The organism is Sinorhizobium fredii USDA 257 (assembly GCF_000265205.3).
GTDB lineage: Bacteria > Pseudomonadota > Alphaproteobacteria > Rhizobiales > Rhizobiaceae > Sinorhizobium > Sinorhizobium fredii_B.
The window spans coordinates 3,071,538-3,083,856 of sequence record NC_018000.1; the positions used below are offsets into that span (position 1 = coordinate 3,071,538).

Sequence of the window (12,319 nt, forward strand, 5' to 3'; positions counted from 1 at the left end):
GACATGGCACAGGCCATTCAGAAAGTGACGCTCAATGCCGGGCGCGATATTCCCTTCAACAAGCTTGTTCTCAGCCACCAGAACGTCCGCAAGACCAGGGCAGGTGTATCGATCGAGGATCTCGCCGAGGACATCGCCCGCCGTGGGCTGCTGACCAGCCTTAATGTGCGGGCGGAGGTCGATGCTGAAGGCAACGAGACCGGTATTTATCGCATCCCCGCCGGCGGTCGCCGCTACCGTGCGCTGGAACTGTTGGTCAGCCAGAAGCGGCTGTCGGAGACCGTCGGCGTACCCTGCATCGTCAGCAAGGGTGGGACGCCGGAAGTCGAGGACTCGCTTGCGGAAAACGTTCGGCGCCTCGACCTGCACCCGCTGGACCAGTTTCGCGCTATCATGACGCTCTGCGGGCAGGGCATCGGCGAGGAGGAGATCGCCGCTCGCTTCTTCATCTCGGTCGCGGTCGTGCGGCAGCGCCTGCGGTTGGCTGCCGTCTCACCGCGTCTGCTCGAACTCTATGCCAATGACGAACTGAAGCTCGAACACGTCATGGCCTTTTCGATCACCAATGATCATGTCCGCCAGGAACAGGTCTGGGATACGGTTTCGCGTCAACACTCACGCGAGCCGTACTATATCCGCCGGCTGCTCACCGAGACCGCGATCCGGGCGACTGACCGCCGCGCCGTCTATGTCGGCATCGAAGCCTATGAGGCGGCCGGCGGTGTGGTGATGCGTGACCTCTTCGATGACGACAATGGCGGATGGCTGCAGGATCCGGCGCTGCTCGAACAGCTCGCGATCGAGAAGCTGACGGCCGACGCCGAAGCACTGAAGGCGAACGAAGGCTGGAAATGGGTCGAGGCTGCTTTTGATTTTCCCTACGGTCATAGCTCGGGTCTTCGCCGCTTCTACGGCGAGCGGGCGGAGTTCACGGAAGATGAACTCGCGCGCTATGACCGGCTGAAGGCGGAATTCGAAATGCTCGATGCCAAATATGCCGAAGCGACCGAATATTGCGCCGAGACCGAGCAGCGACTTGAGGAACTCGGAAACGAGCTCGACCGGCTGAACGACCGGCCCTATGTCTTCGACCAGGAAGAAGTTGCCCGCGGCGGCGCCTTCATCTCGCTCGGCGCTGGTGGTGAACTCAAGATCGAGCGCGGTCTTGTCCGTTCTGAAGATGAGACGCAGGTCGAGACTGAGGGTGATGGTGCGACGGATTCCGATGGTGAAGTCGACCAGGTGGTGTCGGAATCGTCGTCCAACGCCGGCATGTCCGTGAATGGCAAGCCTAATGGCCAGATTGGGGAAGAGGACGACGATGGCAAACTCCCGCCTCTCTCAGACCGTCTTGTCGAGGAATTGACAGCAACGCGCACGGTGGCGCTCAGGAATGCGCTGGCAAACGATCCGGTTACGGCCTTCATCGCCGCCCTGCATCTGTTCGTGCTCAAGATCTTCTATGTTTATGGATCGGATTCATGCCTGGACGTGACGCTGCAGAGTGTAAAGTTCGGCCAGACGCAGGGGCTCGGCGACACCGTCTGGGCAAAGGAGGTCGAGCAGCGGCAAGAGGCCTGGGGTCAGGACCTTCCGAAAAACCCGAATGAGCTTTGGGATTTCCTGATTGCGCTCGATGACGTCAGCCGCCACGCGCTGTTTGCGCATTGCGTTTCGCTTTCCGTCAATGCAGTTGTTCAGCCATGGAACCGGCGGCCGGCGGCGATCGTCCATGCCGACCAGCTCGCTCGCTCGCTCGGCTTCGACATGGTGGAGGCAGGCTGGGCGCCAACTGTCGACAACTACCTCGGCCGCGTGACGAAGGCGCATATCCTGCAGGCGGTCCGCGAGGCGAAGGGCGAGCAGTCGGCCCAGCTCATCGATCATTTGAAGAAGCAGGACATGGCACGTGAAGCCGCACGGCTCTTGGAAGGCAGTGGATGGCTCCCCGAACCGCTGCGGCTCGCTGTCGATGATGCCGCCACCGTCCTCGAGAATGAGGACGCCTCGGTCGAACCTCCGGCATTCCTGACCGAAGGCGATGATGCCGAGGAGGAGTCCCCCGACGCCACAGAAGACGAGCAGCAGCGCTTCGCCGCTGCCCCGTAACCTGCTCTCACAATCCATCCTCTGGCCCGGCCTCGCACAACCGGGCCTTTTCATTTTCCACCGGCCCCCGTGCCAGGGCTTTCGGTTCAGGAGACTGCACATGAATACCACGATTTCCAGCACTCGACCGGCGTCGTCCGGTTTCAAGGTCGATGTCTCGCGCGGCGAGCGTATCGGTCGCGTGTCGTCGGAATGGTTTTCACGCCCGGACGACGAACGCTATCTCTCGCTCGGTGAGCTCTACGATAGGGTGAGATCGCGGGCCGACCGCGCCCGTGCCCGCACGGTCGAAAGCTCCGCCATCCGCGTCGAGGCTAGCCGCACCAATGCCGAGCGGCTCGAACTGATCGTTCCCGGCGAGAGCCGCCCCATCGCGCCGACGCACTGGAGCTACGGGCAGCTTTGCAGCCTGGTCGGGGCGCCCGCAACCTACATGCGCCAACTGCCGGCGCCGCTGGCCGGCATCAACCTGCAGCACGGTCTCATCAATCACAGCGCCGAACTGGTCAAGACTCTGGAGGGCAATGATGGGCGGATCGAGCTCAGGGCGATCACCGGCCCGGAATACGGCAGGGTCTGGGACCATGAACTGGTATCAGCGGTCATGAGCATCGCTGGCAATGGAACGGGTGATAGGATGTGGAAGGTGCCGGGAGTGCTCGACTGGTCGACGATGACCCACAATCCCTTCGTCGACGTCAGCAAGGAGACCACCACGCTCTATGCCAGCGATCGCGACGTCTTCCTGTTCCTCGTCGACGACACCCATCCCATCGAGGCCGGCCGCCTGTCGAACGGCGAGCCCGATCTCTATTTCCGCGGCTTTTATTGCTGGAACAGCGAGGTAGGCTCGAAGACACTCGGCATCGCTTCCTTCTATCTCCGTGCCGTCTGCTGCAACCGGAATCTTTGGGGCGTCGAGGATTTCGAGGAGATCGTCATTCGCCATTCGAAGTTCGCCGGCCATCGTTTCGCTCATGAGGCTGCTCCGGCTTTGGCCAAGTTTGCCAATTCATCTCCGGCCCCCTTTGTTGCGGGCGTCAGGGCAGCGCGCGAGCGCATCGTGGCCCGCAGCGACGAGGACCGCCATGGCTTTTTGCGCAAGCGCGGCTTCTCGAAGGGAGAAACCGCCAGGATCATCGACACCGTCCTGCAGGAAGAGGGCCGGCCGCCGGAATCGATCTTCGATTTCGTGCAGGGGATAACGGCGCTCGCCCGAACGAAGTCTCATCAGGACGCACGCCTCGAACTGGAAGGCAAGGCGAAGAAGCTGCTCGAACAGGCATGCTGACCGCACGTGCGCCGAGGCTACCATCCCCCTTGTCGCCCGGCGTCGCGCCGGGCCTTCACATTCGGCAAGGGCTTTGCCATCACCGTGGGGCGGGCGGGTGACCGCGCGCAAGGGGGAGGGTGGCTGGTCCGAGGGCGGGCCGGTCGGAGGTGGAAGCGCGTGCTCCGGCGCGGGCTGGTCCATTCTCGCGCGCTGGAGAAACGCGTTCTGAGGGCAAAACAAGAGAGCCATCCTGCCGCCGACCGCCGATTTACGGCAATCTCGGCATTTCGCCCTCGGCTACGCGCCAGACCCATGGGGTCATCTCGGGTCTTGATTCGATCATTTCCGCGAGAGCGCGCTCATAATCTTCACTAGCGCCTGGCGGGACGATGAACAACGCCACCGGGGAGGGCCCCTGCTCCGGCAAGGTCACCGATACGATCGGTTGATCGCGCGAGAGATTGAATCGCAGCCCTTTGACGCTCTTGCGCCGCAGCCTTGCCAGTCTCTCCAGTAGATGCCGCTCATGGACACTTTCGAACGGGATCCAGTCCTCGTTCACCACCATCATCGCGACCTCTTCGACCGCAGCGACACCGGATACCGAAATCCCGAATGTCGCGATCAGGATCAGGTGGCATTCTTTGTTCGAGCGCCAAAGCTCGAGTTCCGTTTCGTATCTGGCGTTCAACCGCTTCCATGGCCCCTCCTCGATCATGAAGGGAAAGGGGAGATGGCGGAGGGTGATCCGGTGTCCCTCGCGGGCGGCTGTGCACTCCTTCACTTCCGCTACGGCGATCATCAGCGTGCGCGGTCCTGTCCCGGAGGCTTGCGCGCCAGCGAGTGCGGCCGACCGGCGCGCGGCAATTGCCTCCTTATCCTCCTGGTGAAAAACCTCAGGCACGAACAACATATCGCTAAGATGCGCGCCTCGCGCCGTCGTTTGCGACGCTGCGTTCATGAGGCTCGTGCGCACCCGGCCCCAACCGCGCTTGCCGGCCCAGGAGGAGCGCCATTCGGTCAGTTCCCCCATTTCCCACAGGTAGTGCAGCATGGCCCGCAACGAGAGCTTCTTCGTCTCGTTGCGAATGGCGGGCTCCGACGACTCCGTCGGCAGAGACGACGCCGCACGCGGACTTCTCTTCGTCATCGAAAAGTCCAGCTTCACGGCCGTCCGGCCGGTGGCATCGATCTGAATCGCGTTGCCAACCAAAGGTCCGAGACCGGACAACTCGTACGGAGGCTCATAGGACGAGCAGGCCGGGTCGTGATCACGCCCGGAAAGCGGCATGCGCTTGACGAAATACTGTCCATCCAGCCGCGCGATGTACATCGCAACCGCCGGTTCCTTGCACCGGCAATGCGGCCGGAGCTTGTGCTCGTAGGCGCGGGGGAGGAGGGCCTGGAATTCAACAGAATCCTCATCGAATGACCTGTCGCCGATCAGAAATCGTCGCACCTTGTTCCTCCTTTGCCCGTCGAAGCGTTCGTTCCCGCTGATTTCCAGGTTGGTGTAGCACAAAACTCTTCTGCCAGACTACCTCTTATGATGCAGTATAAGTGAATCACGGGGGGATTGGTGGTCGCGAGAGGAAAGCCGGTGATGCGCCGGCAACGCCTCCCTGACGACCCGATAGCGTCGGGTGGCCAGGCCTGTCCCTCGCCCCGCATTTCCGCGTTCGGGCGGGCGCGGCGCTGCGATGGAGCGAGAGAGGGGCCGGGAGGGTTCGGCCTGGTGGGGACTCGGAGGGCGCCCCCGGCGAGGCCGGTTCTTTTCTCGCCCTGGACGGAGTCCCCATGCACGTGATCACTTCCGCGGCCGCGACTAAGGCCGCGACGCCTCTTCTTTCGACCGGCCGCGCGAGCCGGCCGGCCGCTCGACGGGTCGCCGAGGGCATGCGCGACTGGTGGAAGTCGATCGGTCTCTTTTCCGAGATGATCAGCGGTAGGATGCGCTTCTTCGTGCCGATGACAGAGGAAGGGCCGGCGATCCTCGGCCGTCGGATTGAACGGCATCGCATCATCGACGTCGTGAGCCGGACGTGACGGAGGCATCGCCGATGTTGTCCGCCTCAAAACTGGCCGATCGTCTCGCGTGCGATGCCGAGGCGGTCTGCCGCCACTATCTCTCCGCCGGCCTCCGGGCTGGCAATTACTGGATCGTCGGTGACGTCGCCAACAACAAGGGCCGTTCGCTCTACGTGCATCTTACCGGCCCGCGCGCCGGCAGATGGACGGATGCTGCGACCGGCCAATACGGCGACCTGCTCGACCTCTTGCGGGAGACATGTGGTCTGGTCGACTTCCGCGACGTTGCAGACGAAGCGCGGCAGTTCCTGAGCCTTGTCCAACCTGAACCGGCGCCGTCCCGCGGAGGCGATCCCCACGACTATCCGCCGATCGACAGACCGGCGGTAGAACGCGCAAGGCGCCTACTCCGCATGACGCAGCCACTCGCCGGCACGCTTGCCGACAGCTATCTGCGCCAACGCGCCATCCTGCGGGCATCCGCGCATCCGGCACTGCGGTTCCATCCGTCCTGCTATTATCGAGACCTCTTGACCGGCAGGACGACCAGCTATCCGGCGCTGATCGCCGCGGTGACTGATCCCTCCGGCGCGATCACCGGCGTGCATCGCACTTTTCTTGAAGCGTCTGGGCTCGACCCGAACGGAGTCGGAAAAGCGCGGGTCGATACTCCCCGCCGCGCACTTGGCCGCCTGCTCGGCAATGCCGTGCGTTTCCGCTTTCCCGCCGGTGGCTTCGTACCGGTCCTGACCGCCGGCGAGGGACTCGAAAGCATGTTGTCGCTCTCGCACGTGATGCCCGGCATGCCGGTGGTCTCGGCGCTGACGGCAAGTCACCTTGCCAGCTTTCGGCTCCCGGCCGGATGCGCGCGCCTCTACATCGCCGCCGACGCCGATGCCGCCGGCCGGCATGGCATCGAGGGATTGAGCCGCCGCGCGCAGTCGCTCGGGATCCTGCCGCTCGTGCTTGCCCCGGAGCTCGGCGACTTCAACGAGGACCTGCGCCGGCTCGGACCCGACCGGCTCACGGTGCATCTGAGAGCCCAGCTCGCGCCGGAAGACATCCAGTCCTTCCTGCCCACCTGATCGGCTGGACGGGACTGCGGGAGAGGGCGCGGCGTGGCGGGGAAGGCTGGTCCCTGCTGGTCGCCGTCGGGTAGGCGCGCGCCCGCGGGCCTGCGGAGAGGCGACCCTTACCATACAGCTGTCGGGCCTTCAGCGGGTCAGTCGGGCTTCTTCCCCACGCCGGCACTTCCTTGGCGCATCGGCTGTTCCGAAAACCGGTTTCCACTTTTCGGGTCGATGCTGAAGCCGGCGCTCCTCGCGGGCCAAGAAACCCTTCTTCCGCCGCCCGGCGCTTCGCTGGGCCGCGGCGTGAGGCACGCCGCGGTTCCGGCCCGTCTGCCGCATGGAAAGGGATCGCCGTCAGGCCGCGAGAGGCGCGGCCCAAACCGACGGAGATCATCATGAATCTTACCTTGCCCCTCGACGACGCCTTCGAGCCCCATCACGCCTCTTCCCCGACCGACCGCTTCATCTATGAGATGCAAATCTACGGCCATCGCCCTTTCCAGGACGAACCAGACCCGCGCCCACTCCCCGAGGAGCCGGTCGTTCAGTCGGCGCTGACTGCGATTTTCGACGCCATGTTCGAGATGCTCGGCGACACGCGGCTGGAACCCGATCTCGAAGATCTGCTCTGGTCAACGGTCAATCTCTTCCACCGCGCCGGCGAGCGCATCCGGCGCGAGCTCCAGCGCAATGAGGACGCGCAGCGCGCCGGACAGAGCGAGCAGGACGGCTCGGAGGTGAAGAGCGTCGAGCTTGAGCGCCTGATCGCCGAGGGCATCACGCTCCTCGAGCGCCGCAACGCCTTCGAGTTCATGCGCGACTATGCAGCCGATCTCTTCGAAGCCCAGACGGGATCCGCCTGGCGGCCGCGGACCGGCTCCAAGGTGAGCCATGCCAACATGACGGCGGCGATGATCGACTCCAGAGATTTCCTTTCCGCTCGCCACCGCGCCGAGACCGAGGTGCTGATCCCGGCCGGCACCAAGATCGCTTTCGGCGGCGGCATCGACTACAACGATCACGAACGGGTCTGGGCGAAACTCGATCAGGCTCTCGCCAAATATCCCGATATGGTGCTCTTGCATGGCGGCTCGCCGAAGGGAGCCGAACGTATCGCCGCCTGCTGGGCCGAGGCCCGCAAGGTGACGCAGATCGCCTTCAAGCCGAACTGGACGAAACATGCCAAGGCGGCACCCTTCCGCCGCAACGACGACATGCTCTCGGTCATGCCATCAGGCGTCGTCATCTTTCCCGGCTCCGGCATCACCGGCAATCTCTCCGACAAGGCCCGCCGACTCGGCATCCCGGTATGGCAGGCTGCAGGAGATGGCGCGTGACAGACTATGTGACGACGCCATGCGGGTTTTACCGCATGGCGTTCTCCCGCCGGCTCCGACTTGACCCTCGCCGATCCATGCTGTTCACATGCGGCATGTTCAAAGCCATCAATGCAGTACAGATTCACGTTTCACTCGACGAGATCGAGCCGGGGGTCTGGCGTCGACTGATCTTGCCGTCGCACTGGAATCTTGAGCAACTGCATCTTGCCATTCAGGCCGCCTTCAACTGGTGGAACTATCACCTTCATGAATTCCTGATCGGCGGCTTGCGCTACGGCGACGTGGAGCTGTTGACCGAGGATGCCTTCGACGACGATCCTCGGGTCTTCGATTTTCGTGAGGTTCGCCTTCGCGACTTCGAGTACGGAGCCGTTTTTAGCTACGTTTATGACTTCGGCGATAGCTGGCGCCATTCTGTGGTAATCGAGGAATTCAAGGCCCTGGATATCACGCCCAAACACGGGACTTGCATCGATGGTGGGCGTGCCAGGCCACCCGAAGATGTCGGCGGCGTGCTCGGCTATGAGCGCTTTCTGGAAATCATGTCGGACAATGAGGACCCCGAATACGCCGAAACCAAACGGTGGTGTGGCGGGCATTTCGATCCAGAGTGGTTCGATCTCGCTATCGTGGACAAGGACGTGCGCAACGCATTGCGCCCGAACGTAAAGCGCCGGCTGTATCAGCCAAAGCCGAAGCCCAGCGAACCGAAGACAGCATAGAACATTGCAACGCCATGGTCGCCACATCGCTCCGCCATTAGCATTCAACCTTGGCGACGATGTCGCGGTTTCGCCTGCGCGGCCTCGAACCAGCCAGGGATCACAGCGACCAATCCTCCACCCGCAGGTTCTCGACCCTGTTGAACTCGCCGACATTGTTGGTGACGAGGGTCAGACCGCGCGCTTTTGCCTGTCCTGCGATCAGCACGTCATAGGGGCTGATGGGCGTCCCCTTCGCGGCAAGGGCGGCCCGGATTTCGCCCGCGACAAAGGCATCGTTCTGGTCAAAGTCAAGGATCGGAAAATCCGACATCAACAAACGCAAGGTTTCCAGGTTGTGCTGGACCTTCGCGCTTTTCTGCGCTCCGAAATAGAGTTCATACGCGACGACCGACGGTAGGCCGATACTGCCCTGAGGGCTGTGGAGTACACGGCTGACCAATGTATCCGATTTGCGGCCGATCAAGGCAATGACGGCGTTCGTGTCGAGAAGATGCGAGATCACTGAAACACCGCGTCAAGCTCCGGTCGATCCTGTTGTTCCGGCTGCTCGCGCCCGCTCTCCATGAAGTCTTCACTCATGCCACGGGCGAGCGCCGCCTTCAGCGACGACCATGGCTCGCCCGCCTCGACATGCGGGCGGAGGATGAGAGCATCGCCCTCTTGCGTGATCTCCACGCGCTCGACGTTGAAGCGGAATTCTTTCGGCAGGCGGACGGCCTGCGAGTTTCCGGACTGGAATACCCGTGCAAGATGGGGCATGGTCGCCTCCCTTATGTATCTACAGATGCGTATATACGGTTTTTTGGCCCTCAGTTCAAGAAGGACAGGTCACTTGATTGAATCCGGCGATCCGCCCGACCGGGCACTGTTTCGCCGGCAAGCCGGCTCCAAGAAGGCTGCACGCAGTCTTCGCGCCTGGCGACGTGACGATCCCTTGCGTTATCCGGGCTCGCCGACCTGTCTGATCGCCGAGGGCGTCACGCTTCTGGACCGCTGCAACGCCTTCGAGCTCAGCGCAATCAAAGTGCTGCAGCGAGCTTTACGCGTCCAAAAGACGCGCGGCGCCGAAGTCGCTCCACCCTTCGGGGTTCGTGCACATCGGGAAAATCTGCATAATGCGGAGGATCAACAGAGGAGTGGGCAATGCGGCACTTTACGATACGCGACCTGAGCAAGCACATTGGCGATGTCACCGCCGTCGCCAGCCGCGAACCCGTCGTGCTCACTCGGCATGGGAAATCCCGGTTCGTGCTGATGAGCTACGAGCATTACGAGCGAATGCGAGCCGGTGGAGATCCTCGACGCGGCCATCGTGTCTCCGAGATGCCGGAAGAGCACAAGGAACTCTTCGCCGCGGCGATCGACCGGCTGGCGAACGGCGAGGGGTATGATGCCGAGCCGTGAAGCTCCTCCCCGCGCGAACTCACCGACGTCAAGCGATGCCGCCCCGATTGCTCAGGACCGACTGATCGGAGCAGGCGGGTGTCTGTCGAGGCGACTGCGGTCGTGCCGCCTCACGACAACATGCCCTCGTCATGCCGGCCGGAGTCGCCGTCTCTCCACACGGCTCGAGACGCTTGCATTTCTTAAAAATTGTGTACACATTTCCCACTGAAACGGAGCCTCGCCATGCCTCAATCCCGGCAGCAGACATCAACTCCCCGCCGTGTCGGCGTGCGGGAATTTCGCGGCAACCTGACGTCCTTCCTCAAGCAGGTCGAAGACGGGCAGAGGTTCGTCCTGACGTCCCATCATAAGGTTGTTGCGGAAATTGGACCGCCGTCGTCAGACGTCGTCACACGGAAACCAGGTGCATTGCGCGGAAAGATCAAAGTTGCCGATGACTTCGACAGCCTGCCGGAGGATGTTCTGAAGTCCATGGAAGATGGGACGTGAGGATGCTGCTCGATACGCATGCCTTGTTGTGGTGGCTGAACGACGACGAGAAGCTGGGGAATCATGCGCGAGGCCTTATCGGCGATCCTGAGAACGACGTCCTCGTCAGTGCCGTCTCCCTTTAGGAAATCACGGTGAAGCTGCGGATCGGCAAACTTGATGCCGATATAGAAGAGATTCTTGCGATCTTGCCGGGTCAGGGATTCGACCGGCTGGATATCACAGATGCGCATCTTATCGCTCTTACGGCTCTTCCGCTTCATCACCGCGATCCCTTCGATCATCTTCTCATGGCGCAGGCCATGGCGGAGGGAGCGCATTTCGTTTCCCAGGATCAGAATGTCGCGCTCTATGGCATTCCGTTCGTGACTTGCTCGGATCCTGTTGTCTCGTGATCTCCGACGAGCTTGGTTCCGCTGACCAAGCCGGCTCCGATCGCTCGGATGGCGCGCTTGCCAGTGGCGATGTGCCTGGCGAACACCGACGGCTCAGATGGCCGGGCGCGGACGGACGAGTGGGGGAAAGATCACTCATCTGATGCCCACGCGATTAGCTTCACCCGGTATTGCCGCACGGTCTGCAGGCGGCATACCGTCGCCGCGTCGACCTCTCGGATCAACAAAGGGATGATATCGAAAGGGGACGTGCCCACCCGCTTGCTGTAGTTGGGAGCGGGCGAGGGTACGCAATTGACTGGCTTGGAGGCAAAACGTTCAAGGGATGCGCGGCCGATATCCCGCAGCGCTGGGCCGGGCGGCTATGATGGTTTGTCGCGTCCTTCAGTTGCCCCGAACCATTCCCGTTTTATGTCGCTCGTATAGACGACCGCCTGCTTTTGCGGCCAACCCCTAAAGGGGTAAGACTCGGGCCGAAATTTTTGCGAAATTCGATTTCGGTTCTTTTTCTCTCGGCGGAAAATAGAATTTTGCAAAAATTTCGGCCGAGCTGACCGCAGCAGGTCGGCCGTCTCTTCGTGCGCCATCGGGAATGGTCCCGAGCAACCGAAGGAGACAGAACCATGGCCACCACGATCGCAACCCTGACGCAGAAGACCGACGGCAGCCTCGAAGGCGTCTTCGCCACCATCCGGGTCAACGCCCCGATCGCCATCGTCCCGAACGCCAGCAAAGCAAGCGAAGAAGCCCCCGACTACCGGGTCATCCATCGCAAGACAGGCTTCGAGATAGGCGCCGCCTGGAACCGCATCGCCCGCCAGACCGGTGAAGAATACCTCTCGGTCAAGCTGGAGGCGCCGGAGATCGGGGTGATCTTCGGCAACCTTGCTCCGGCCCCTGGCGGCGATCCGAACCGCAAGGTCATCCTCTGGAACAACCCGGCCTGAGCGGGGCCGGCATACGTTGTGCTGGGCGCGGCAGCGGGCATTGAGCCCGCTGCCGCGCCTGTTGCCCGTGCCACACGAGACGAAAGCCTGTCTGCTCAGATACCCAAGTCTGCCATGAGGGCTCGCGCCGCCTCAAGGACGGGCGGTCCCCCAATTTTCAGTCGCCGCCCTGATAGGGCGTCGCCAGAAAATCGGCTCCACCACTCGCCGCCGCTGGCGGTCGCTCCGCGATCCTTGACCCGGCCCGATCCTCACGGACCCCCCTGCGTCATCTTTCACATTCATCAAGGAGGATGAAGACGATGACGATTGCACTCGAAATCCAGGTCGAGGAACTGCGCGCCGAGCTGCGCAACGCCGATCCAGCCGAGCGCCGCCAGATCGAGACGGAGCTGGAACTTGCTCGGGCCGAACTGATCGCCGCAATGGCCGAGCAGGATGGCACGGGGGATGCCGAGCCGCCCTTTTGAGGCAGCTTCATGACCCTCCGAATTGCCATGTTCGAGAAGGTTGAGATGACCGATCTTGCGGAACAA

Annotated in this window: 14 protein-coding genes and 1 pseudogene; 12 read left to right on the top strand and 3 right to left on the bottom strand. The window is 62.5% G+C overall.

The features are described from left to right. The first annotated feature begins 3 nt into the window (after positions 1-3). Positions 4-2,109, top strand: a complete 2,106-nt coding sequence (locus USDA257_RS14185; RefSeq protein ID WP_014763662.1) for a ParB/RepB/Spo0J family partition protein — start codon at positions 4-6, stop codon at positions 2,107-2,109. A gap of 100 nt (positions 2,110-2,209) precedes the next feature. After that, a complete protein-coding gene (locus tag USDA257_RS14190) occupies positions 2,210-3,400 on the top strand; it encodes a hypothetical protein (RefSeq protein WP_014763663.1) in 1,191 nt (396 codons plus the stop codon). 250 nt (positions 3,401-3,650) lie between these two features. On the opposite strand, the gene USDA257_RS14195 is transcribed toward USDA257_RS14190, so the two are convergent. Next, the gene (locus tag USDA257_RS14195) at positions 3,651-4,841 is read right to left on the bottom strand and encodes a DUF1173 domain-containing protein (RefSeq protein ID WP_014763664.1); all 1,191 of its coding nucleotides are present in this window, start codon (positions 4,839-4,841) and stop codon (positions 3,651-3,653) included. Positions 4,842-5,179: 338 nt separating this feature from the next. On the opposite strand from USDA257_RS14195, the gene USDA257_RS14200 reads away from it, so the two are divergent. From USDA257_RS14200 to USDA257_RS14215, 4 genes are all read left to right on the top strand, one after another. Next, positions 5,180-5,428 carry a hypothetical protein gene (locus USDA257_RS14200; RefSeq protein WP_080605597.1) on the top strand — a complete coding sequence of 83 codons (249 nt, stop codon included), beginning with the start codon at positions 5,180-5,182 and terminating at the stop codon, positions 5,426-5,428. A 14-nt stretch (positions 5,429-5,442) separates the two neighbouring features. Beyond that, entirely contained in the window at positions 5,443-6,495 is a 1,053-nt protein-coding gene (locus tag USDA257_RS14205; RefSeq protein WP_014763666.1) for a DUF7146 domain-containing protein, read from the top strand. 380 nt (positions 6,496-6,875) lie between these two features. Further along, positions 6,876-7,817: a DUF2493 domain-containing protein gene (locus tag USDA257_RS14210; RefSeq protein WP_014763667.1), complete on the top strand. Its 942-nt coding sequence runs from the start codon at positions 6,876-6,878 to the stop codon at positions 7,815-7,817. Between the two features lie 95 nt (positions 7,818-7,912). Beyond that, a complete protein-coding gene (locus USDA257_RS14215; RefSeq protein ID WP_041415271.1) occupies positions 7,913-8,542 on the top strand; it encodes a plasmid pRiA4b ORF-3 family protein in 630 nt (209 codons plus the stop codon). A gap of 100 nt (positions 8,543-8,642) precedes the next feature. Here the strand turns inward: USDA257_RS14215 and USDA257_RS14220 are convergent, their stop codons facing one another. Together USDA257_RS14220 and USDA257_RS14225 are read right to left on the bottom strand one after the other, a co-directional pair. Beyond that, positions 8,643-9,047, bottom strand: a complete 405-nt coding sequence (locus tag USDA257_RS14220) for a type II toxin-antitoxin system VapC family toxin (RefSeq protein ID WP_014763669.1) — start codon at positions 9,045-9,047, stop codon at positions 8,643-8,645. Continuing rightward, positions 9,044-9,304, bottom strand: a complete 261-nt coding sequence (locus tag USDA257_RS14225; protein WP_014763670.1) for an AbrB/MazE/SpoVT family DNA-binding domain-containing protein — start codon at positions 9,302-9,304, stop codon at positions 9,044-9,046. Before USDA257_RS14225 ends, USDA257_RS14220 begins: the two co-directional genes overlap by 4 nt. On the opposite strand from USDA257_RS14225, the gene USDA257_RS36080 reads away from it, so the two are divergent. The 6 genes and pseudogenes from USDA257_RS36080 to USDA257_RS37135 all read left to right on the top strand — a co-directional run bounded on the left by USDA257_RS36080 (position 9,303) and on the right by USDA257_RS37135 (position 12,253). Then, on the top strand, positions 9,303-9,716 hold the full coding sequence (locus USDA257_RS36080) for a hypothetical protein (protein WP_144051932.1): 414 nt from the start codon (positions 9,303-9,305) through the stop codon (positions 9,714-9,716). The two genes, USDA257_RS14225 and USDA257_RS36080, sit on opposite strands and share 2 nt — an antisense overlap. Then, positions 9,689-9,949, top strand: a complete 261-nt coding sequence (locus USDA257_RS14230; RefSeq protein WP_014763671.1) for a type II toxin-antitoxin system Phd/YefM family antitoxin — start codon at positions 9,689-9,691, stop codon at positions 9,947-9,949. The genes USDA257_RS36080 and USDA257_RS14230 overlap by 28 nt, the downstream gene beginning before the upstream one ends. A gap of 225 nt (positions 9,950-10,174) precedes the next feature. Further along, entirely contained in the window at positions 10,175-10,441 is a 267-nt protein-coding gene (locus USDA257_RS14235; RefSeq protein ID WP_014763672.1) for a type II toxin-antitoxin system Phd/YefM family antitoxin, read from the top strand. After that, positions 10,438-10,836, top strand: a pseudogene (locus USDA257_RS14240) (type II toxin-antitoxin system VapC family toxin). Before USDA257_RS14235 ends, USDA257_RS14240 begins: the two are co-directional and overlap by 4 nt. Before the next feature lie 623 nt (positions 10,837-11,459). After that, on the top strand, positions 11,460-11,783 hold the full coding sequence (locus USDA257_RS14245; protein ID WP_014763675.1) for a DUF736 domain-containing protein: 324 nt from the start codon (positions 11,460-11,462) through the stop codon (positions 11,781-11,783). A 302-nt stretch (positions 11,784-12,085) separates the two neighbouring features. Continuing rightward, positions 12,086-12,253 carry a hypothetical protein gene (locus tag USDA257_RS37135; RefSeq protein WP_014763676.1) on the top strand — a complete coding sequence of 56 codons (168 nt, stop codon included), beginning with the start codon at positions 12,086-12,088 and terminating at the stop codon, positions 12,251-12,253. Positions 12,254-12,319: the final 66 nt, after the last annotated feature.